At 59.7% G+C, this 21,833-nt stretch carries 20 protein-coding genes; 7 read left to right on the forward strand and 13 right to left on the reverse strand.

What is annotated here, in order from left to right; genetic code table 11:
* The first annotated feature begins 62 nt into the window (after positions 1-62).
* Genes FEU76_RS05795 through FEU76_RS05805 form a run of 3 tightly spaced genes read left to right on the forward strand, consistent with a single transcriptional unit; the run spans position 63 to position 4,204 of the window.
* Positions 63-1,259: a CaiB/BaiF CoA transferase family protein gene (locus FEU76_RS05795; protein ID WP_144981232.1), complete on the forward strand. Its 1,197-nt coding sequence runs from the start codon at positions 63-65 to the stop codon at positions 1,257-1,259.
* A gap of 12 nt (positions 1,260-1,271) precedes the next feature.
* Positions 1,272-2,180, forward strand: coding sequence for a hydroxymethylglutaryl-CoA lyase (locus FEU76_RS05800; RefSeq protein WP_144981235.1), 909 nt, complete (start codon positions 1,272-1,274; stop codon positions 2,178-2,180).
* Positions 2,181-2,239: 59 nt separating this feature from the next.
* Positions 2,240-4,204, forward strand: coding sequence for an aconitate hydratase (locus FEU76_RS05805; protein WP_260851358.1), 1,965 nt, complete (start codon positions 2,240-2,242; stop codon positions 4,202-4,204).
* Here the strand turns inward: FEU76_RS05805 and FEU76_RS05810 are convergent.
* The 8 genes from FEU76_RS05810 to FEU76_RS05845 form a co-directional block, all read right to left on the reverse strand.
* Positions 4,201-5,976 (reverse strand): methyl-accepting chemotaxis protein, encoded by a 1,776-nt coding sequence (locus FEU76_RS05810; RefSeq protein WP_144981241.1) that lies wholly within the window; start codon positions 5,974-5,976, stop codon positions 4,201-4,203. The two genes, FEU76_RS05805 and FEU76_RS05810, sit on opposite strands and share 4 nt — an antisense overlap.
* A gap of 307 nt (positions 5,977-6,283) precedes the next feature.
* Positions 6,284-6,916 carry an urease accessory protein UreG gene (gene ureG / locus FEU76_RS05815; protein ID WP_144981244.1) on the reverse strand — a complete coding sequence of 211 codons (633 nt, stop codon included), beginning with the start codon at positions 6,914-6,916 and terminating at the stop codon, positions 6,284-6,286.
* 23 nt (positions 6,917-6,939) lie between these two features.
* Complete coding sequence (locus FEU76_RS05820) at positions 6,940-7,659, reverse strand: urease accessory protein UreF (RefSeq protein WP_144981247.1); 720 nt, start codon at positions 7,657-7,659, stop codon at positions 6,940-6,942.
* Complete coding sequence (gene ureE, locus FEU76_RS05825; protein ID WP_144981250.1) at positions 7,649-8,218, reverse strand: urease accessory protein UreE; 570 nt, start codon at positions 8,216-8,218, stop codon at positions 7,649-7,651. The genes FEU76_RS05820 and ureE overlap by 11 nt, the downstream gene beginning before the upstream one ends.
* Positions 8,219-8,376: 158 nt before the next feature.
* On the reverse strand, positions 8,377-10,092 hold the full coding sequence (ureC, locus tag FEU76_RS05830) for an urease subunit alpha (RefSeq protein WP_144981253.1): 1,716 nt from the start codon (positions 10,090-10,092) through the stop codon (positions 8,377-8,379).
* 112 nt (positions 10,093-10,204) lie between these two features.
* Complete coding sequence (locus tag FEU76_RS05835; RefSeq protein WP_144981256.1) at positions 10,205-10,513, reverse strand: urease subunit beta; 309 nt, start codon at positions 10,511-10,513, stop codon at positions 10,205-10,207.
* 23 nt (positions 10,514-10,536) lie between these two features.
* Positions 10,537-10,839 (reverse strand): urease subunit gamma, encoded by a 303-nt coding sequence (gene ureA / locus FEU76_RS05840; RefSeq protein WP_016915359.1) that lies wholly within the window; start codon positions 10,837-10,839, stop codon positions 10,537-10,539.
* 33 nt (positions 10,840-10,872) lie between these two features.
* Complete coding sequence (locus FEU76_RS05845) at positions 10,873-11,757, reverse strand: urease accessory protein UreD (RefSeq protein ID WP_144981259.1); 885 nt, start codon at positions 11,755-11,757, stop codon at positions 10,873-10,875.
* 145 nt (positions 11,758-11,902) lie between these two features.
* On the opposite strand from FEU76_RS05845, the gene FEU76_RS18690 reads away from it, so the two are divergent.
* Positions 11,903-12,172 (forward strand): PepSY domain-containing protein, encoded by a 270-nt coding sequence (locus FEU76_RS18690; protein ID WP_260851359.1) that lies wholly within the window; start codon positions 11,903-11,905, stop codon positions 12,170-12,172.
* A 192-nt stretch (positions 12,173-12,364) separates the two neighbouring features.
* On the opposite strand, the gene FEU76_RS05855 is transcribed toward FEU76_RS18690, so the two are convergent.
* Together FEU76_RS05855 and FEU76_RS05860 are read right to left on the reverse strand one after the other, a co-directional pair.
* Positions 12,365-12,910: a copper chaperone PCu(A)C gene (locus tag FEU76_RS05855; protein ID WP_144981262.1), complete on the reverse strand. Its 546-nt coding sequence runs from the start codon at positions 12,908-12,910 to the stop codon at positions 12,365-12,367.
* 48 nt (positions 12,911-12,958) lie between these two features.
* The gene (locus FEU76_RS05860; RefSeq protein ID WP_144981265.1) at positions 12,959-14,332 is read right to left on the reverse strand and encodes a diguanylate cyclase; all 1,374 of its coding nucleotides are present in this window, start codon (positions 14,330-14,332) and stop codon (positions 12,959-12,961) included.
* A 221-nt stretch (positions 14,333-14,553) separates the two neighbouring features.
* Here FEU76_RS05860 and FEU76_RS05865 point away from each other — a divergent pair, with 221 nt between their 5' ends.
* Positions 14,554-15,462 (forward strand): LysR family transcriptional regulator, encoded by a 909-nt coding sequence (locus FEU76_RS05865; RefSeq protein ID WP_144981268.1) that lies wholly within the window; start codon positions 14,554-14,556, stop codon positions 15,460-15,462.
* Between the two features lie 31 nt (positions 15,463-15,493).
* Here FEU76_RS05865 and FEU76_RS05870 read toward each other — a convergent pair whose 3' ends face one another.
* From FEU76_RS05870 to FEU76_RS05880, 3 genes are all read right to left on the reverse strand, one after another.
* Positions 15,494-16,015: a gamma carbonic anhydrase family protein gene (locus tag FEU76_RS05870; RefSeq protein WP_144981271.1), complete on the reverse strand. Its 522-nt coding sequence runs from the start codon at positions 16,013-16,015 to the stop codon at positions 15,494-15,496.
* Between the two features lie 72 nt (positions 16,016-16,087).
* Positions 16,088-18,283, reverse strand: a complete 2,196-nt coding sequence (locus FEU76_RS05875; protein ID WP_144981274.1) for a TRAP transporter permease — start codon at positions 18,281-18,283, stop codon at positions 16,088-16,090.
* A 158-nt stretch (positions 18,284-18,441) separates the two neighbouring features.
* The gene (locus FEU76_RS05880; RefSeq protein ID WP_144981277.1) at positions 18,442-19,431 is read right to left on the reverse strand and encodes a TAXI family TRAP transporter solute-binding subunit; all 990 of its coding nucleotides are present in this window, start codon (positions 19,429-19,431) and stop codon (positions 18,442-18,444) included.
* 330 nt (positions 19,432-19,761) lie between these two features.
* Here FEU76_RS05880 and FEU76_RS05885 point away from each other — a divergent pair, with 330 nt between their 5' ends.
* Together FEU76_RS05885 and FEU76_RS05890 are read left to right on the forward strand one after the other, a co-directional pair.
* Positions 19,762-20,619, forward strand: coding sequence for an FAS1-like dehydratase domain-containing protein (locus FEU76_RS05885; RefSeq protein WP_144981280.1), 858 nt, complete (start codon positions 19,762-19,764; stop codon positions 20,617-20,619).
* Positions 20,619-21,782, forward strand: a complete 1,164-nt coding sequence (locus tag FEU76_RS05890) for an acyl-CoA dehydrogenase family protein (RefSeq protein ID WP_144981283.1) — start codon at positions 20,619-20,621, stop codon at positions 21,780-21,782. Before FEU76_RS05885 ends, FEU76_RS05890 begins: the two co-directional genes overlap by 1 nt.
* Positions 21,783-21,833 lie beyond the last annotated feature (51 nt).

The raw sequence follows: 21,833 nt of genomic DNA on the forward strand, positions 1-21,833 counted from the left end.
ACAACAGTCGAGTCTGCATCCAGACTCGCTTGCTCGCTCAAGCGTTACCAGGAGTCTCTATTATGACGACGCGACAGCTTCCTCTCGATGGACTTAAAGTCGTAGAGCTTGGCCAGCTCATCGCCGGTCCGTTTGCCACCAAGCTGCTGGGGGAGTTCGGGGCGGACGTGATCAAGATCGAGCCTCCCGGCACCGGCGACCCCCTTCGCAAATGGCGTATTCTCGAAGAGGGCACCTCGCTGTGGTGGCACGTCCAGAGCCGTACCAAGCGTTCGGTGACGCTGGACCTGCGCAGTGAACAGGGCCAGGAGGTAGTGCGCCGCCTGGCCGCCGAAGCCGATGTGATCGTCGAGAATTTTCGCCCCGGCACGCTGGAAAGCTGGGGGCTGGGCTACGACACGCTGGCCGCCCGGAACCCGGGCTTGATCATGGTGCGGGTTTCCGGCTTTGGCCAAACCGGCCCCTACCGCAACAAGCCAGGCTTTGGGGTGATTGGCGAAGCCATGGGCGGGCTGCGCTACTTGACCGGCCACCCCGGCGAGCCTTCGGTGCGGGTGGGGGTCAGCATCGGCGACTCGCTCTCGGCGCTCTACGCGGTGATCGGCACTCTGTTGGCCCTGCAGGAACGTCAGCGCAGCGGCCTGGGGCAAGAGATCGATGTGGCCCTTTACGAATCCGTGTTTGCCATGATGGAGAGCCTGCTGCCGGAGTTCGATGCCACCGGCCAGGTGCGGGAACCCAGCGGCAGCGCGCTGCCCGGTATTACGCCCTCTAACGCCTACCGCACCTGCGAAGGCGAATACGTGCTGATTGCCGGTAATGGCGACAGCATCTTCAAGCGCTTGATGGGTGTGATTGGCCGTGAGGATCTCGCCAACCACCCCGCCATGGCCCACAACGATGGCCGCAGCCAGCACGCCAGCGATATCGATGCGGCCATCGAAGCCTGGACCCAGACCCGCCGCCGCGACGATATTCTCAGCGCCCTGGACGACGCCCGCGTACCGGCAGGCTTCCCCTACACCGCCGCCGATATCGCCAACGACCCCCACTACCTTGCCCGGGAGATGATCCAGAACGTCACCCGCGCCGATGGCCGCCCACTCAAGGTGCCGGGCGTGCTGCCTAAGCTGAGCGCCACCCCCGGCAGGCTGGGGCAAGGCGGGCCGACGCTGGGCGCCCACACCGATGACGTATTGGAAGAGCTGGGCATCGATGCCGCCACCCGCGACAAGCTGCGCCAAGCGGGCATCATCTAACCGGAGACCCCCATGACCACCCTGCAAATCAACGAAGTGGCACCCCGCGATGGCTTTCAGAGCGAAGAACGCTTTATCCCCACCGAGCAGAAAATCGCGCTGATTGATGCGTTAACGACCACCGGCATTGCCCGTATCGAAGCGACCTCGTTTGTCTCTCCCAAAGCCATTCCCAACCTGCGCGATGCCGCCGACGTGGTGAATGCCATTCAGCGCCGCGACGGCGTGGAGGTCACCGTGCTGGTGCCCAACGTCAAGGGAGCCGAGCGGGCGCTGGCCTGCGGCGTGGATGAAATCAACCTGGTGATGTCGGCCAGTGACGCCCATGGCCGCGCCAACCTGCGCATGACGCCAGAAGCGTCGCTCGAACAGTTCGCCTCGATCATTCAGCTGGCACAGGGGAGCGGCGTGTTCATCAATGCCTCGCTCTCCACCACCTTTGGCTGCCCCTTCGAAGGCAAGGTGCCCGAAGCCCGCGTGCTCACCCTGATCGAACAGCAGCTGGCGCTAGGCGTGGAAGGCATCACGCTGTGCGATACCACCGGCGTGGCCAACCCCGCCCAGGTCGGTGCGCTGTGCCGCCAGGTGCTGGAGCGTTTTCCCGGCGTGCCGTTCACGCTGCATTTCCACAACACCCGGGGCATGGGGCTGGCCAATGCCCTGGCGGCGTGGCAAGCGGGCATCCTGCGGTTCGATGCCTCGCTGGGTGGCCTGGGCGGCTGCCCGTTTGCCCCCGGCGCCACGGGCAATGTCTGCACCGAAGACCTGGTGCACATGTTCGAGCAGATGGGCGTTGCCACCGGTATCAACCTGCCCGCGTTACTGGATATTTCCGCCACCTTGCCAGCGCTGATCGGCCACGACACGCCCGGCCAGGTGGTGAAAGCCGGCAGCGCGGACCGCTGCTACGCCCTGCCCTGAACACGTTTTCTCCCGAATCCTCTGTGCCATCGATAACAACGACAACCTGGTGAATGACCATGACCGCATCCTCCCCTGTTCCGCCGTCAAACCTTGCCCAGCAGTTGCTTCAACGTCACTTGGTCAGCGGCGAGTTGACCCCTGGCAGTGAAATCGCCCTGCGCATCAACCAGGCCCTGCTGCAGGACGTGCTGGGCACGCTGGTGATGCTGGAGCTGGAAGCCATGGGGCTCGACCGTGTACACACCGAGCCCAGCGTACAGTACATCGACCACGGCCTCGTCCAGGCCGACAACCTGAACGCCGAAACCTACCTGTTTCTGAAAAGTGCCTGCGAACGCTTTGGCGTGTGGTACTCCGGCCCCGGTAACGGCATCAGCCATCCGGTGCACATGGAAAACTTCGGTGTGCCCGGCGAGTCCATCGTCGGTTGCGACAGCCACACCACGGCGGCGGGTGCCCTCGGCATGCTGGCGATTGGTGCGGGCGGCATCGAAGTGGCCATGGCCATGGCAGGCGAGCCTCTGTACATCACCATGCCGAAGATTTGGGGCATCAAGCTGGAAGGCCAGCTGCCCGACTGGGTCTCGGCGAAAGATATCGTACTGGAGCTGCTGCGCCGCCACGGCGTGGCGGGCGGCAAGAACACCATCATCGAGTATTACGGGCCAGGGCTTGCCCACCTTTCCGCCATGGACCGCCATGTGCTGGCCAACATGGGCACCGAGATGGGAGCCACGGCCACGGTGTTCCCCAGCGATGACGAGACTCGGCGCTTTTTGGCCTCCCGAGGCCGAGAAGCCGACTGGACCCCGCTGGCTGCCGAGCCCGGCTGCCACTACGACCTGCACGAGACGCTCGACCTCAGCCAGCTGGAACCCATGATTGCGCGGCCCTCCAGCCCGGATAACGTCGTCACCGTGCGCGAGGCGGCGGGCCAGCCGCTGCATCAGGCGTACATCGGCTCGTCGGGCAACCCCGGCTTTCGCGATTTTGCCGTGGTAGCCGAGATCGTGCGCGGCAAGCAGGTGGCCGACGGCGTTTCGCTGGATATCAACCCCTCTTCCCGCCAGGTGCTGACCTCGCTCATCGAGCAAGGCTACCTGGCCGACCTGGTCGCCAGCGGCGCACGGCTGCACCAGGCGGGCTGTAATGGCTGTATCGGGATGGGACAAGCGCCCGCCGTCGGGCTCAACAGCTTGCGTACCGTGCCGCGCAATTTTCCCGGGCGCTCCGGTACGCGGGAAGACAGCGTGTTTTTGTGCAGCCCGGAAACCGCCGCCGCCTCAGCGGTGGCCGGGGTGATCACCGACCCACGCACCCTCGACATGCCCTACCCCCGCCCCCAGGAGCCCGCCCGAATCGAGGTGAACCGCGCCCTGTTCAACGCGCCGCTGCCTCCCCATGAAGCAAAGCTGAAAGCGCTACAGAAGACCGACAACACACCGGCCCTGCCAGAGCTCGCTCCATTGCCGGACCGCCTGGAAGTGCCGGTACTTCTGGTCACGGGCGACAATATCTCCACCGATGACATCATGCCTGCCGGGCAGCGAGTGCTCCCCTACTGGAGCAGCGTGTATGCCTCGGCCCCCTTCACCTTCGAGGCGGTCGACCCGCACTACGCCGAGCGCGCAGAAAGCACTCGCACCCAGGGTGGGCACGCGATCATCGGAGGAACGAATTACGGCCAGGGCTCCAGTCGCGAGAATGCCGCGCTGGTGCCGCGCTATTTGGGGCTACAGGTGGTGGTCGCGAAGAGTTTTGCGCGGATTCACTGGCAAAATCTGATCTGCTTTGGTGCCCTGCCCCTCACCTTTACCCACGAGGAAGACAGCGCCCGGCTAACCCAGGGCGACTGCCTGGTGATCGAGGGGCTCTACGCGCAGCTGGAACGCGGGGACACGCTGACCGCGCATATCCCCGGCAAGGGCGAGCTGACGCTGCATCATGGGCTCAGCCCCCGCCAGCGGGAGCTGATAGCGCAAGGTGGCGTGATCAACCACCTGCGCCAGCGTCACGCCTAGAACTCTTCCCAGTCGTCTGCGCCCTGTGCGGCAGACGACGGCTTGGCGGCCAGTGCTGGGCGCTTGAGTTCCTGGGCTGCCCCCGTGCCGTTGGCGGGCAACGCTTGGCGCGCCCCGCTGCGTGACGGCACCGAGGCGCTGTCTTCTCCCAGCACGAACGAGTTGATCAGCTCGTTCAAATGCTCGGCGTGACGGCGCATATCCGCTGCGGCGGTGGTGGCCTCTTGCACCATGACGGCGTTTTGCTGCGTCATGGTGTCCATTTCGGCCACGGCGGTGTTGATCTGACCAATGCCACTGCTCTGCTCTTTGGCCCCCGCGCTGATTTCGCCGATCACGTCAGTGACCTTCGAGACGCTTTCGACGATGTCACGCATGGTGGCCCCTGCGCTGCGGACCAGCTCCGCACCGGTGTGGGTGTGCTGTACGGATGCATCGATCAGCTCGCGGATCTCTTTCGACGCGTTACTGGAGCGACTGGCCAGCGTGCGAACCTCCTGAGCCACCACCGCAAACCCACGACCGTGCTCCCCTGCGCGGGCAGCTTCGACCGAGGCATTAAGCGCCAGAATGTTGGTCTGGAAGGCAATCGCGTCGATCATCGTGATGATGTCACTGATACGCGAGGCGGAGTCGTTGATATCGCGCATGGTACGCTCGACCTGCCCCATGGCCTCTTCGCCTTGGTGCGCCACTTCGGCGGTGGACTGCACTAACTTGTTGGCCTGCTGGGCATTATCGGCACTGTGGTTCACGGTGGACGTGATCTCTTCCATGGAAGCCGAGGTTTCTTGCAAGTTGGCCGCTGCCTGCTCGGTGCGCGTCGCCAGTTCTTCCGAGCTATGGGAAATGTCGCCCGCCGAGTGGTAGACGCTTACGGTACTGCGACGTACATCGCGCAGGGTATCCTGCATGCGGCCAGCAAAGGCGTTGAACTGGACAGCGAGGTTCCCCACTTCGTCGTTGCTCTCTATGGTAAGACGACGGGTTAGGTCACCACGACCTTGTGCGATATCGGCCATAGCATCGGCGGTGCGTTTAACTGGTCCTACTAGACGACGTACAAAAAAGAACGTAAAGACGGCAATGAACGCAAACACGGCCGCACTGATCGCTATCGACATCCCAATAGAGCGACGTAATTTTTCCATAGCGTTGGCTTCAAATGCCGCAAGTGCTTGGTCAACATCGACAACGTATATACCTGCGCCGATCAGCCAATCCCATTTTTCGAGACGGTCCACGAAGGAGTGTTTGGGCTCGACGGCATTAGTACCTGGATAGTCCCATTCATAGCTATAAAAGCCACCACCGCTTTTGGCAACGTCGATAATTTCACGGATTAGGTAGGTACCATTAGGCGTTTGTGCATCGATCATGTTAGTGCCCTCCCTTTCAGGTGCGGGCGCGGTGACGATGTTGTTACCCTCGTAATCGTAAATAAAGATGTAGTTATTATCTTCAAAACGCATGGAGCGCACGATTTGAGCGACTTGCTGTTTTGCAGCTTCATCATTTGCACCGGCTTGCTCATATATCGGCGCAATGGCGGTCGTTGCCATTTGCACAATGTTCCGCACTGCAGTACGGCGCTCTTCGATGAGCATATCACGCTGTTGCGCCAGTGTTTCCCGGGTGTCCAACGTTCGCGTATAAGCATTAAACATCACCAGCAGTACCGTGATGAGAAGCAGCGGGATGAGTACAAGCATCAATACTTTGGTTTGAAGGCTTAGGCATAGCTTTTTTCTTGTCTTGTCAGAGCTCGTCATGAAGTTTTTCCGGTTGCTTTGAGGTCAGAGTTCTTATGGTTGTCATGGTTTTATCGGCAAAAGGTGCATCAGCTTGACCCCTATAGGCAACTTTCTCGCTTTATGAACAATAAATTAGCTTGCTCACCGCCTTTTCATAACATGGGTTAAGGTTATCAATCGCCTATCGGTTCACTGTAACGGAGTGGTGGCCAGGGATGGCCCGTTTTGGCGCGGTGCCAGCCACGAAACAACGCTGCCCAGCACCGGGTTTCCCGGGCTGGGCAGCTTGTTTATGTGTCTTTTATGCGTCGAGCGTCGTGAGCAGTTAGGTCGTGGCCACCTGCGGTCGGCGCTCCTCCAGCATGCCTTTATCAAGAATGAAGCGAATGATCTCTTCGAGGCCCACGCCATCGTAGAGATTGGTGAACACGAAGGGGCGCTCGCCGCGCATTTTCTTCGAGTCGCGCTCCATCACCTCCAACGAGGCGTGGACCTGCTCGGCAATATCGATTTTGTTGATAATCAGCAGGTCGGATTTGGTGATGCCGGGACCGCCTTTACGGGGAATTTTGTCGCCTGCCGACACGTCGATCACGTAGAGCGTCAGATCAGAAAGCTCGGGGCTGAAGGTGGCGGAGAGGTTGTCGCCACCGGACTCTACCAGCACCAGTTCCAGGCTGGGGTGGCGGGCATGCAGCTCGTCAATGGCCGCCAGGTTCATCGAGGCATCTTCCCGAATCGCCGTGTGCGGGCAGCCGCCGGTTTCCACCCCCAGAATGCGGTCGGCGGGCAGCGCTTCGTGGCGCAGCAGGAAATCGGCGTCTTCGCGGGTGTAGATGTCGTTGGTGACCACGGCAATATCATAATGATCGCGCAGCGCCGAACAGAGCTGCTTGAGCAGCGCGGTTTTGCCGGAACCTACCGGGCCACCCACGCCAACGCGTAAACAGTGAGTCATTGTCTTCTCCTGAATGATGCCAGTTAACTTCTAAATAAACGGGAGTATTGGGTTTCATGCAGGGCGCTGGCCAGTGCCACGCCGGGCAGCACGGGGCCCAGCGCATCGTCGTCCAGGTGCTTCGCCCGATCGACGGCCACGACCAGTTCGCTGCGTAGCCGCTCGATGATACGTTGTGCCGCCGTATGCCCCAGCGGCAGTGCCTTGCAGGCTACGGCCAGCTGGTTTTCCAGCCAGGTCCAGGCAAACCCCAGCTGCGCCTGGTGAACGGGAATGCCCCGTTGATAAGCTGCCCAGCTGAACATCGTGACGTAACCCGCCTGCGGTGGCAAAAGCGGCGTCAGTGAGTCTTCACTTTTCAACAGTTCATCGTTTGGCAACAGGTCCAGGCTGCCCAGCAGCCGTGTGAGTGACGCGCCCAGGCGGCTATCTTCTGCGGCCAGTTCGGCGGTTTCACGGGTAGCGGCCAGCCAGTGGTCCCACTCGGCAACGTCGCCCCCTTGCTGGGCGGCAAAGGCACCGTATAGCCGGTCGATCACCGGCAGTTCACAGCGGGTCAGGCCATCTTCCAGTACCCCGGACAGCCACTCGCTCAGGCTCTCTTCATCGCGGACCCAGCCCAGCTCGAAGGCGCTTTCCAGCCCTTGGGAAAAGGCGAAGGCGCCGATGGGCAGCGCCGGGCTCACCAGTTGCAGCAAGCCCAGCAGCGCCAGGTCTGGCGAGGTGTTTGGCTTAGTGGGCATGGCTGTGTCCATGTCCATGGTCGTGGTCGTGGTCGTGGTCGTGGTCGTGGTCGTGGTCGTGAGCATGGGAATGCCCGTGGCCATGGCTATGACCATGGCCGTGCGAATGCCCACCCCCCACCTGGTTATAGGCGCCCGGCTCGGGGTCGAAGGTGGCGTTGTGGTGCTCGAGCGTCGCGCCCAGCAGCTCGGCCAACTCTTCGAGAACGTGGTCGGGTGGGAAACGCACCCAGCCGCCCTGCTGGTCTTCTCCCAGCGCCAGCTGCACATGGCGATTGCCGAGGTGGTACGCCAGCCGTGCCAGGGGTAAGCCAGTACTCACTCGCGCGGTCACCACGGGCTCGATGGCGGCACAAACGCGCACGATCTCGCCATTTTCGGCTTTCAGGCCTTCACCATCGCGCAATACCGGGCCGCGATCCAGAAACAGGCCCAGCGGCTGGCCGCTGTCGCTTTCGGCTTTCAAGCGGCCACGAATGCGCAGCTCGAAGGGCAGTGTCAGCGTGTCGCTGGCGGTGTCCTCATCTACGGGGCCGAGGCGTTCAATCAGTTTCAACATCGATATCGTCCTGTTATAGCCTTGGGGGGCTCGCCGGGAGCAGCCCTACGAGAGGGCGCTGTAAATACCTCCCTGTACGCTACTTTTGCCATCCATGGCAAAAGACCCTCTCTACGGGCTGCCCCCGGCTCTCGTGTCGCCTAGGATATGTCTTACATTCAAAACAAGTGATACCGCTGCGCCAGCGGCAGTTCAGTCGCGGGCTCACAGGTGAGCAGTTCGCCGTCGCAGCGCACTTCGTAGGTTTGCGGGTCGACGGTGAGCTCTGGGCAGGCGTCGTTGAGCTTCATGTCCTTTTTGCGCACGCCGCGCACGTTCTTGCAGGCCGACAGCGTACTTTGCAGGCCCAGCCGCTCCTTGATGCCCGCATCGATGGCGGCCTGGCTGACGAAGTTGAGCCTTACCTGGCTGGCCGCCCGGCCAAAGGTGCCGAACATGGGGCGGTAGTGCACCGGCTGCGGCGTGGGAATCGAGGCGTTGGGGTCGCCCATGGGCGCTCCGGCAATCATGCCGCCTTTCAAAATCAGCGCCGGTTTGACGCCGAAGAAGGCGGGCTTCCACAGCACCAAATCGGCCAGCTTGCCCACTTCAATGGAGCCAACTTCATGGGCGATGCCGTGAGTAATGGCGGGGTTGATGGTGTATTTGGCGATATAGCGCTTGGCGCGCAGGTTGTCGGCCCCCAGCGCTTCATCTTCCGGCAACAGGCCGCGCTGCACCTTCATTTTATGGGCCGTTTGCCAGGTGCGGCAGACCACTTCACCCACGCGGCCCATGGCCTGGGAGTCGGAGGCGATCATCGAGATCACGCCCAGGTCGTGGAGGATATCCTCGGCGGCGATGGTTTCGCGACGAATACGTGAATCGGCAAAGGCCACGTCTTCGGGAATATTGGGGTCCAGGTGGTGGCAGACCATGAGCATGTCGAGATGCTCGTCGATGGTGTTCACCGTGTAGGGCCGCGTGGGGTTGGTGGAGGACGGCAGCACGTACTCCTTGGAGCAGGCGGTGAGAATGTCCGGGGCGTGGCCGCCGCCTGCACCTTCGGTGTGGTAGGTGTGAATACCACGCTCTTTAAACGCGGCCAGGGTGTCTTCCACGAAGCCGGATTCGTTGAGCGTATCGGTGTGGATGGCGATCTGCACATCGTACTTTTCCGCCACGCTCAGGCAGGTATCGATGGAGGCGGGGGTGGTGCCCCAGTCCTCATGCAGCTTGAGGCCCATCGCGCCCGCTTCCAGCTGCGCTTCGAGCCCTTCCGGCAGGCTGGCGTTGCCTTTGCCCAGCAGGCCGATGTTCATGGGCAGGTCGTCCACGGCCTGGAGCATCTTGCCAATGTGCCACTCGCCGGGGGTGCAGGTAGTGGCGTTGGAGCCCGTGGCGGGGCCAGTGCCACCGCCCAGCATGGTGGTGACACCGCTCATCAGCGCTTCTTCCACCTGCTGGGGGCAGATGAAGTGGATATGGGCGTCAATGCCACCAGCGGTGAGGATCTTGCCTTCACCGGCAATCACTTCGGTGCCGGGGCCAATGACGATCTCGACATCGGGCTGGGTGTCGGGGTTGCCCGCCTTGCCAATGGCGGCGATGCGGCCATTTTGCAGCCCCACATCGGCTTTGACGATGCCCCACCAGTCGAGAATCAGCGCGTTGGTGATCACGGTGTCCATCACCGAGGCATCCTGGCGCTGGCTTTGGCCCATGCCATCGCGGATCACCTTGCCGCCGCCGAACTTCACTTCTTCACCGTAGTGGGTGGCGTCTTTTTCGACTTGAATCCATAGCTCGGTGTCGCCCAGGCGCACGCGGTCGCCTACCGTGGGGCCGTACATATCGGCGTAGGCGCGCCGACTGATCTTGTTTACCGGTTTCATGTATTGCCTCTGCCTCAAGCGTTGAGTCCAGTGCTGGGCGGTCATCGTCTGTGTGACCAGTCACCCAGACGATGACCGCCCTACCGTCGGTTGTTCTTTATTAATCCGTTGGCTAATCGAGCGGCCCCATCACATCGCCACGGAAGCCGTAGATTTCCCGCTTGCCGACGAACGGTATCAGCGTGACTTCGCGGGTTTGGCCGGGTTCGAAGCGGATGGCGGTGCCTGCGGCGACGTCCAGCCGGTAGCCACGGGTTTTATCGCGGTCAAACACCAGCGCCGGATTGGCTTCGGCAAAATGGTAGTGGGAGCCGAGCTGAATGGGGCGGTCGCCAGTATTGGCCACCTCTACGCTGATGCGTTCGCGGCCCGCACACAGCTCGATATCCGCTTCGTGCAACTGATACTCACCGGGAATCATGGCGCTCTCCTAGCGGTGGACGGTTAGTTGATAGGGGTGTGGACGGTGACCAGCTTGGTGCCATCGGGGAAGGTGGCTTCTACCTGCACTTCATCGACCATCTCGGCCACGCCTTCCATGACATCGTCACGGGTGAGGATCTCGCGGCCGTAACTCATCAGGTCGGCGACGCTGCGGCCGTCTCGTGCGCCTTCCATGATTTCAAAACTAATCAGCGCCACCGCCTCGGGGTAGTTGAGTTTCAGGCCGCGCGCCTTGCGCCGCTCGGCGAGCTGGGCGGCCGTGAACAGCATCAGCTTGTCTTTATCTCTTGGGGTCAGTTCCATGGAGTGTCTCCAGCGTTATCAGCGTGTTGCCAATCAGGTTAGCCAAATGCGCGGCGTATGCGCTTCGCGTTCGATCCAGCGCGGGCGTAGTAGCTGCCAGGCGTGTTCACACAGGGCCCAGGCTTCGTTTCGGGATGCACCTAAATAGCGCATCAGCAGTACGCCATGGCGTTCCGTCACTGCCCAGCGGGGGTTATCCGGCAGCGCCTCGCGCAGTGCTTCGATGGCCGCCGGGGCATCATCGAGCCCCACGGCCCACAGCGTGGCCTGCACCGTCGCGCCGCCCTGCCCCCAGCGGCCCACGAAGCGCGGGTGTGCGGGGTCCAGCGGCTGGCGCTCCAGCCATAGCGGCTTGCCGTCCAGGGTCAGGCGGAAGTGCTGCTCGATCTGCCCGGAAACGTAGGGTAAATCGCTGGCCGGGCGTCCGAGCGCCATCACTTCCCAGCCTAGGCAGCGGGCATTACCCTGCAGCACAATATGGGTGCGCTGAGCACCCTTTGAGCCGTTAAACGCGATGGTTTCCTGGGGCAGCCACTCTAAGGTGCCGCCCTCTTCTACCGTCAGCTCGGTGTGCTGTGTCCAGGCGACCCCTTGGCTGTCGGCTTTGTAAAGCTTGTTGGCAGCGGGCGTGGTGAGCAGCGCGTGGGCGCCGCGCTCCACATGGGCACGGATGGTCAGCGCATCACCGCTCACCAGCCCGCCGGGCGGGTGCAACACGTAAACGTGGCACGCTTCCTGGCTGCCTTCCGGGTAGAACGGGCGCTGCACCCGTAGCGGCCCTTGGTGGCGCGCCTGCACTAATCGGGTCACGCCATCGCGGTTGGCAAAGCGCAGGGCCAGCGAGGCGGCCCAGCGGCGCTCGGCGTCAAAGCGGTGGCCGGAATCAGCAGCGGGTGGGGCAAGTTCGCTCAACATCATGGGGCGCTGTCGCTTTCTGGTGGATTCATCATTGCCTTATAAATGCAAAGAATGCGCCAAAATGGTGAAAAGCGCTTTTTTACCGCCATAAAGACCTTTTTTTGAGCCTCAACCCTCTTGCCCAGCCCTTCAATGCACCAAATATGTGCATATAGCCATCACATTGCACCTAACCGGCGAACGGCTGGCGGTGTACGTCAATCCCTATACGGCTGAGGTGCTTGGTTCTCTGGATGACGGGGGAACGGTGATGTGGACCGTTCGCTACCTGCATAGCTTCAAGTTTTTCGGGCAACCCCCACGCAAGCTGATTGAGATTGCCGCGGGCTGGTCGATTTTGTTAGTCGCCACCGGCATTTATCTCTGGTGGCCGCGCAACGGCAGGGGCGGCGTGGTGAGCCGCTGCTCGATATGAGCTACGCCGACTATGGCCCGCTAGGCCGCTGGCTGGAATTTGGGATTAACGTTCGGGGCAGGAGTTTGGGCTTACCAATCAGCTCTTCCTGCTGGCGGTATGCATCGCCGTCATCGTGATATGCGTGGCCGCAGGCGTGATGTGGTGGAAGCGTCGCCCCGCTCGCCAAGGCTAACAGGGCGGTAGGCCGACTTAGTGCGTCGCGTGCCCATGATCATGGGCACCTTTAGGGTGACTACCTTCATGGTGGCTCCCTTCCGGAGAGGCACCCACTGGCAGCACCTGAAGCTCGATCTCCATCGGCTCGGCGTGCTGGAACTCCAGCGTCACAGGGACGGGCGCACCCTCCACGATGGGTGAGCCCAGTTCCATCAACATTAAGTGTAAACCGCCCGGCGCTAGCGTGACGCTCTCGCCCGCCGGTAACTCGATGCCACTGGGCAGGGGTACCATGCGCATCACATCGCCGTCCATCTCCATAATATGGATCTCGACACGCTCGGTGATCGGGCTGGTCGCCCCCAGCAGCATGTCATCGCCATCACCGTGATTGGTGAGAGTGACAAAGCCACCGCCCGCCCCGGCCCCCGGCGGCGTTGCACGGGTCCAGGGTTGCACCACTTCAATAGAGGAGTGGCCCTCCATGGCATCCGAGTGGCCGCTGCCATGATGAGCCGCCATCAGCGGCGTGCTCATGAACAACAGTGCGGTTAACAGCATAAAACGGCGCATCAACATAGTGTTCTCCGTGGGTAACATCGCCAAAACCTAGCGCTTACCGCGATATTACTCAGTGGCAGCGGCAACCACCACCCGGTCACGCCCGCTGCGCTTCGCTTGGTACAGCGCTTGGTCGGCGCGCTGCATCGAGCGTTGGTAGTCTGGGTGGCCATCATGAAGCGTAACCCCGACGCTCACCGTGACGTTCAGTAGCGTATCGGCAGCGGCTAACATCGGCTCTTTGGCCACCGCGTGGCGCAGCCGTTCGGCAAACAGTCGACTGCCGTCTTGATCCGTATCCACCAGCACAATCAGAAACTCTTCACCGCCCATGCGAAACACGTAGTCGCCGCCTCGGGTCGAGCGGTCAAGGATACTGGCTACCTGCCGCAGTACGTTATCGCCAGCATCATGACCATGGGTATCATTAATTGATTTGAAGTGATCAACATCCACCATGAGCAGCGCAAAACACTTTTCCGAGTGGCGCGCGATCTCTATTTCACGGTTCAGCACCACCGAGAGGAACTTGCGATTGAGCAGACGCGTCAGGCTATCGCGGCCTGCTTCGAGCCCCGAGGCGCGATCCAGAACGTCATCCAACAGCATCAAGATCGTGCGAGCCGCATCGCGAATGCTGCTCAACGCAGTCAGGCGACGCTGGCTGTCTGAGTCGCCTAGCTGGGCGAGCCACTCCTCGTCCACGCGACGAACATGCTGTGAAATAGTGGTAATTTCCGGCGCGCCCTCAAAGGCGTGACACGCCTTGTGGTGATACCAAAGCCCAAACTCGGAGCTGGCTAATCGGGGTAAAGCCGTCGTTGCCTGCTGCGCAGCCACGGCAAACATCAGTGCGTTCTCCCAATCGAGCAGTGCCGAGCGCTGCCGCTCGCGCTCATCACCGATGCTCTGGGTCAAAGAGAACAGCTTATAGGCTTCTTCCATACGGGTATTACGATTATTCGCCACTGAATAGGCATGGCTCATTATTTCCATGGCCATATCAATATGATCGGACACATACACCGCTGCATCACCGGAAGAGAGTTCAGCGCTAAAGGTGCTGTTAATGTGCTCATAAAGCGCCTGCTTTAACTGCCGTGCGCCATTAAGTACCAAGTTCACCGGGATATCGATACGCGCATGCACCTGGCCGACTTTTTCCTGCTGCTCGACCAGGGACTCAAAATCGGCGTGCTCGACGGCAAACATAGCGCTGAGCCAGCGCTGCATGGAGGGGTGAAGCCGGTTTTTTACCTGCTCATTGGAGAGAAACAGCGACGCGTGGGGGTCTTCCAGCATCACTTGATAGAAATGATCGGCAAAGATATCGCGGCGGGATTCCACCAGTGTCTCCACCGCCTGGCGTAGCGCCAAAGGCGTGCGCTCCAGGAGTGACTGCCACTCGGCAGCGAGCTGATGTTTATCTTTATAGCGCATACCCCACCCGATGACCTTTGCGGAAAAAGACCATGTTACACATAAACAAGGTGAGACAATACGCACCCAAGGCAGGGTTTTGGGCCTTTTGGTGCGGTTTGTGGCCACCTGATTCAAGTGAGCCATTGCCACTGATGCCACCGACACCTCTGGCATGATAATGAACACAGCTATAATTAAAGTATAGAGTCAGACAGCAATCCCAAGGTGGAGCTAGCTAGATGCATTTTGACATTGCAGATCTAAAACTATTTATTCATGTGGCCGAGGCCTCCAGCCTGACCGGCGGAGCCAAACTGGCGCATCTTTCCACCGCGGCCGCGAGTACCCGGATAAAATCGTTTGAAGGCCAGCTAGGGACGCGCCTTTTCTACCGGGGCAGCCATGGGGTGGAGCTGACACCCGCCGGCCATAATATGTTGCACCACGCGCGCACCATCATGCGCCAGGTCGATTACGTCAAAAGCGATTTCTCCAATTACAGCAGCGGCGAATCGGGCCACATCCGCATTTTTGCCAATACCGTGGCGGTGACCGAGTTCATGCCCGAAGTGCTGGCGAGTTATTTGAGTAGCCGCCCGGGCATCACCATCGATCTCAAGGAGCGGCTCACCCGGGATATCTTTCGAGGGGTGCTGGACGGCGCGGCGGATTTTGGGGTGACCTCCGGTGAGATAAAAACCAAAGGGTTGGAGATACTGCCCTTTAGCGTCGACCGCCTGGTGGTGGTCGTGCCCAAGGGGCATTCGCTGACGCGCGCCGAGAAAGTCCATTTCAGGGAAACGCTCACTTACCCCTACGTGGGGCTTCACGACGGCAGTACCTTGCTGGAGTTTCTCAAAAAGGAGGTCAGCGAGTACGGGCAAACGCTGCCCCTGCGTATTCAGGTCTACGGGTTCGAAGCCGCTTGCCGCATGATCGAAGCGGGCGTGGGCATCGGTGTCATCTCCGAATCGAGCGCTCTGCGCTATCAAAAGACGATGCAGCTGGAGATCGTGGCGCTGCAAGACGCCTGGGCGACTCGCGAGCGCTCTGTCGTGGTGAGGGAGTTCGAGTCCTTGCCCGAAGCGGCGAAAAGCCTGATCCGTGAAATCCGCAATCACCACCACTATGCCGGCGAGCCACGCTAGGCGGATGGGGTAGGCGGGCGCCGAGAATTGATCAACAGGGAACGAGTGCGGCTAATGAGCGCTTGGCCAGCGCCATGTAGCGTTGGGTCGCTTCGCGCTTTTTGTCGATTTCTCGCTGGCTCAGGGTTTTGTGTACTTTGGCGGGCACCCCCATCACCAAGGATTCAGCGGGGCAGGAGAAGCCCGCGCGCACCATGGCACAGGAGCCAATGATGGAGCGCGCACCGATCACGCTGTTATCCATCACGACAGCATTCATGCCGATCAGTACATCCTCTTCGACAAGACAGCCGTGCACCACGGCGCCATGGCCGATATGCCCTCTGGCACGGATAATGGTTTCCGAGTCTATCGTGCCGTGCAAGACACAGTTGTCCTGCACGTTCGCATCATGTTCGATACGAATATGGCCGAAATCCCCTCTGAGGCTGGCCCCGGGGCCTATGTAGCAGCCATCGCCAATGATCACGTGACCAATGATCACCGCGGTCGGATGAATGTAAGCACTGGCTGATACGATCGGTTGATGGTTTTCAAAACGGTAACATGTCATATCCGTTGCCTTTCTAGCGGGCAGAGCCCCGGAACAGCGGGCTCTGCCTCGTGACAGGGAAATGGCTTGCGCTCATTCGCTCAACTCGGTTTGAGGCGGGCGCTTGCTCACTCGAACCTGGTAGCCGATCACCAGCAGGCCCAGCGCAATACCGATGAGATCGGTCGTGATGCCGCCAGCCAGCATCGTCAACCCCGCGATCAGCGCAATCGCGCGTAACGCCCAGTTGAGCGAGCTCAAAAGCCACGCTTGAACCGCCGCCGAGAGAAGGTAAATCCCCACCGATCCGGTAATGACGACCCGGACGACATCCAGCCAGTCGCCCTGCATCAAAATGGCCGGGCTGTAGAAAAATATGAAGGGCACCACGAAGGCCGCCAGGCCAAACTTGAACGAGGTCAACGAGGTTTTGAGCGGATCGGTGTTGGCAATCGCGGCCGCCGCATACGCGGCCAGCGCGACCGGCGGCGTGATGGAGGAGATCACGGCATAGTAGAAGACGAAAAAGTGAGCCACCAGCGGCTCGATACCGATCTGCTGAAGCCCTGGTGCAATCACGGAGGCCGCCACCGCGTAGGCGGCCGTGGTCGGCATGCCCATGCCCAATAAAATGCTGATCATCATGGCGAAGAAGAGCGCCAGAAATTGGCTGTTAGCAGCAATATCAAGTAATAAAGAGGCAAAACGAGCGCCGACACCTGTTAAGGAAATCACGCCTACAACCACACCTGCGCAGGCGCAGACCGCCACAAGAGGGATGACCATGCGTGCCGAAAGCGCTAGAGCATCCAGTATGGCTTTGGGCCCCATCCAATGTGGCGTTAACCAGGAAACCATAGCAGCAGATACGAGCGCCAGGGTGCCCGCTCGAATCACGGAATATCCCATGAAGAGAGTCGCGATGAGGATAATGATCGGCATGAACAGGTAGGCTTGTCTTAACAGAGGGCGCAAGCGCGGAAGCTCCTGCCGGCTAAGACCCCGCATCCCCTTGCGCTGGGCCTCCAGGTCCACCATGAAATAGATGGAAAGAAAGTAGAGGGTGGCCGGAATGATCGCCGCAATGGCGATATCGGTATAGGCAATCCCGGTGACCTCGGCCATGATGAACGCCCCCGCGCCCATGATGGGCGGTGCGATCTGGCCGCCGGTGGACGCCGCCGCTTCGATGGAGCCGGCGCTGCGGGCCGGATAGCCGACTTTGCGCATCAGAGGAATCGTTAAGCTACCGGTCGAAACTACGTTACCTGCTGATGTGCCATTGATCATCCCCATCAAGCCTGAAGCGAATACCGCCACTTTAGCAGGCCCACCGCGCGAGCGGCCCGCCACGGAAAACGCGAAGTTGACGAAGTATTCCCCCACCCGTGATTTTTGTAAGAAGGCGGCAAAGGTAATAAAAAGCACGATATAGGTCGACGATACCGCGATAGTCGGCCCCAAAATGCCGTTATCGGTATACAGGTAAGTAAAAAAACGCGTTGGCGTGTAACCACGATGTTCAAAAATACCGGGTAGCCAAGGGCCGATAAACGCATAAAGGATAAACACTCCGGTAATCACCACCAGTGCCATACCCGCTACACGACGCGTCAATTCTAAAATCAGCACCACCCCTGCTGCCGACATAATAAAATCCAGCTCGCCCGCCATCGCCGTACCTGCCATCAAACGCCAACGAGAGAGGGAAAGAATCAGATAGCCTGCAATACAGAGTGCCAGAATGCCTAGTGCCACGTCTGGTAGATGAAGTCGTTGCCGGTGACCGCTAGAAAAGTAGCTACCCAGCAACGCGATGCCTAACCCAAGGGCGGTGACCAGACCGAGTTGGCTCTGCACGAGCCCCTGGTAATCAGGTAAAGCGCCATGCTGTATCTGCCACCAAAGCATGATGACCAAGAGTGTGGCATAAGCGGCTATCAGCAAAGCCGATATGCCAAGGAGGTTGCCGGTGATTCCGGAGGAAGACGTGTCGCTGAAGTGGCTGGAAGCTCCGAGAATCAGAAAACCGATTGTCAGTCCAGCCGAAACGTGAATGATGCGAAACATCCAAGTTTCGATGGGCTGAATATTGAGTGCGTAAAGATGGAATCCTATATAAACGAAGCCGATGACAAAAATTAGGGTGGCGGCCACGCCATTTAGTAGGCGCTCGTTACTTGCAGGTTGAACATCGTCAACACTGGTAGCATCGATCATGGGATTTTCAGAGCCTGTTTGCACGGATGGCTCCTGCCTTGAGGCGTCGTTACTGATCTCTTTGCTCATCATGGCACCTGGCTGTTGCCGTCGAGATGGTGTTCGAAGCGGAATAGCGTGGACGTGTACATCGCCGCTGTTGTTGTTCAGTGCTACCTTCGTGCTACAACGCGTGTGCTTGCTGCCCTAGCGGGGCAGCAAGCGGTTAGCAGCACGCAAAGTGCGCGTTAACTCTCTGACGAGGAGCCTTTAAGTTCGTCCGGGATTTCATAACCATGCTCTTCAAACCATCTCACCGCTCCCGGGTGAAAAGGAATCGAGTTGTTGTAGGTGATGTTTTCCGGCAGGGTTTCAGCGGCTGCACCGTGAACTTGTAGCATTTGCTCAGGGTTGCTCATGACTACATCGACAATGGCGTAAACCAGCGATTCGGGCATGTCCTTGTGGGTAATGGCAAAATTCCATAGCGAGACGGTGGGGATATCTTCCTCAATCGACCGATAGGTACCGCCGGGTACCGTTGCCGGCGAAAGGGCAGGGAAGGCTTCGAGGATCTGGGCGATCTCTTCTTCGTTATAACTGAAGATGTTGACATCCGCCTGCGCCTCCAGCTGGCTGAAAGAGGCGATAGGGAGTCCCGCGCCGAAGGCAAAGGCATCGATCAGGTTATCCTGCAATTGTCCCGCTTGATCGGAGGCTCCCCCCTGGAGGGTTTCGACGTTATAACCGAGTTCCTCAAAAAGTTTGGGGTGATATTCGTCGTTGGTTCCGCCCGCTGGGCCAACACCTACGCGTTTTCCCTCTAAGTCAGCCACGCTGTCAATACCCGAACTTGTCAGGCTCACAATATGCAGTGCCGTTTGGTACATGGGAAACATGGCGCGTACATCGCTGTGGGGGTCATTAGGCAGCAGTGGGCTGTTACCCTCCAAGGCATCCAGAGCGGGGCCCATCGTGACCATGCCAAAATCGTGCTCGCCGAGCTGCACCATGCTGACGTTTTGTACCGGTCCGCCGGTGATCTCGGCACCGATACGTGTGCCTAAGTGTTGGTTGGCTAAATTAGCCCAGCCTGAACCGTAGATATAGTAGGTGCCGCCTTGGCTAGCCGTGCCCACGGTCATACTATTCGGCCAGTCTGCGCGATCATCTGCGCCGCTATTAAGAGCGAAAAATGAAAATGCCGTTATGCTTGTCACGAGTGCTGTCTTTTTCATAATCAAATCCTGGCGCTGTTTTATTATTGAGATAAGTCGATATGGCGAAAAATTAGACGCACATAATTCCAACCTAAAAATTAGACTGCCACAAAGCTTCCTTAATGAGAATTTCGGATTTCCGGCACCCCCCTTTGTATTTCGATAATAAGACTTTGGTCTAGCTGGTGGATTTTTCTAGATTGAGAAAGAAAAGGACTAGGAATTGTTTGATTTAGCTTTCATCTAAAGCCCCGTTATCTTTTTTTTGATTCCTTTGAAATTTATCTTTCAGGCATGCTGATCACCCTACCTAATAAATAATGATTGTCGTGAGAAAGGGAGCTCAGCATGCCCCAGCTCGATACAAAACCATCCACCGGTGAAAACTCACTCTGGGTCGGTAAGCAAGAAGAGAAGCAGGACGTTATTTCACTACAGCTGTCGGTGCGCCTCGCCGCCCTGTTCGATGAAGCCTGCCCCAAGGAGGGGCAGCCGCTGCCTTACTTATGGCATTGGGCGTTCTTTCAATCCCCGGTGGTCGAAGCGGAGCTGGGTGAGGATGGCCATCCCGCTCGGGGGCGTTTTCTTCCCCCCGCCGAGAACCGGCAGCGCATGTGGGCCGGCGGGCGCGTCACGTTCCATCAGCCACTCATCGTCGGTCAGCAGGCAACGTGTCGTTCCACCATCCTGACGGTGAAAGAGAAGCATGGTCAGACCGGCTCGCTACTCTTCGTCACCGTCGAGCACCTGTATTTCCAGGGCGATGCGCTGTGTATCAGTGAAGAGCAGGATATCGTCTATCGCGAACCCAGCCCGCCCAAATTGACCATCGACAGAATATTGCCTGCGCTCGAGTGGACCGACACGATCCAGCCGACCCCCGTCATGCTCTTTCGCTACTCGGCAGTCACCTTCAACGGCCACCGTATTCACTACGACTACCCCTATGCCACTCAGCAAGAGGGGTATCCGGGGCTGGTCGTGCACGGGCCGATGATCGCCACGCTGGTGATGCGCAGTGTTACCCGCCAGCACCCGCAACAAATCCCCGAAAAACTGAGTTACCGCGGCTTGCGTCCGCTCATTGCCGATACGCCCTTCTCTATTGGAGGAGTCGCCGATGGCGCCCAGACCTGCTCGGCGTGGGCGTTCAATGATCAAGGTCCCGCGCATCAAGCGGACATCACCTTCAAGGAGAGTAACTAATGTTCCATCATGATCCGGAGTCCCTGGAAGCGATTCGCGATGGTGTACGTGCGCTGTGCGCGAATTTCGATGAGGCTTACTGGCGCGGCGTGGACGAGCGCAAGGCCTTCCCCGAAGAGTTCGTGGATGCGCTGACGGAGGCGGGTTGGCTGGCGGCCATGATACCCGAGGAGTATGGCGGCTCGGGTCTAGGCCTGACGGAAGCCTCGGTCATTCTGGAGGAAGTGAACCGCTGCGGCGGCAACTCCGGCACCGTTCATGGGCAGATGTACAACATGTTCACCCTGTTACGCCACGGCAGTGAGGCGCAGAAACGCGAGTATCTGCCCCGGATTGCCGCCGGAGAGTTGCGCCTGCAGTCCATGGCGGTCACCGAGCCCACGACCGGCACCGACACCACCAAAATCAAAACCACTGCGGTGCGTCAGGGCGATAAATACGTCATCAATGGCCAAAAGGTCTGGATCTCGAGAATCCAGCACTCGGACCTGATGATTTTACTGGCGCGCACCACCCCGCTGGATCAGGTCACGCGCAAGTCGATGGGGATGTCGATCTTTCTAGTCGACCTGCACAAGGCGATCGGTGATGGCTTGACGGTGCAGCCGATCGCCAACATGGTCAACCATGAAACCAACGAGCTCTTCTTCGATAACCTGGAAATTCCCGCCGACAACCTGATTGGTGAGGAGGGGATGGGCTTTCGCTATATTCTCGATGGCCTGAATGCCGAGCGGGCGCTGATCGCGGCCGAGTGTATTGGCGACGGGCGCTGGTTCATCCAGAAAGCGAGCCAGTACGCACGTGACCGCGAGGTCTTCGGGCGCCCGATTGGCCAAAACCAGGGCGTACAGTTTCCCATCGCCCAGGCGCATATCGAGGTCGAAGCCGCGGATTTGATGCGCTGGCGTGCCTGCCACGAATACGACAGCGGTCAATCGGTCGGTGCCAGTGCCAACATGGCCAAGTATCTGGCGGCGGAAGCGTCCTGGAAGGCGGCCAACGTCTGTCTGCAGACGCACGGCGGCTTCGGGTTCGCGGCCGAGTACGATGTCGAGCGCAAGTTCCGCGAAACCCGCTTGTACCAGGTCGCGCCTATCTCCACCAACCTGATTCTATCCTACGTTGCGGAGCATCTGCTGGAGCTGCCGCGCTCATTCTAATCCCCTTTCGCATTTGCCCTCGGGATGGCCGGGTTTGGCAATGTGCCGCGA

This window comes from Halomonas sp. C22, assembly GCF_007655045.1.
In the GTDB taxonomy this organism is placed as follows: domain Bacteria; phylum Pseudomonadota; class Gammaproteobacteria; order Pseudomonadales; family Halomonadaceae; genus Vreelandella; species Vreelandella hamiltonii.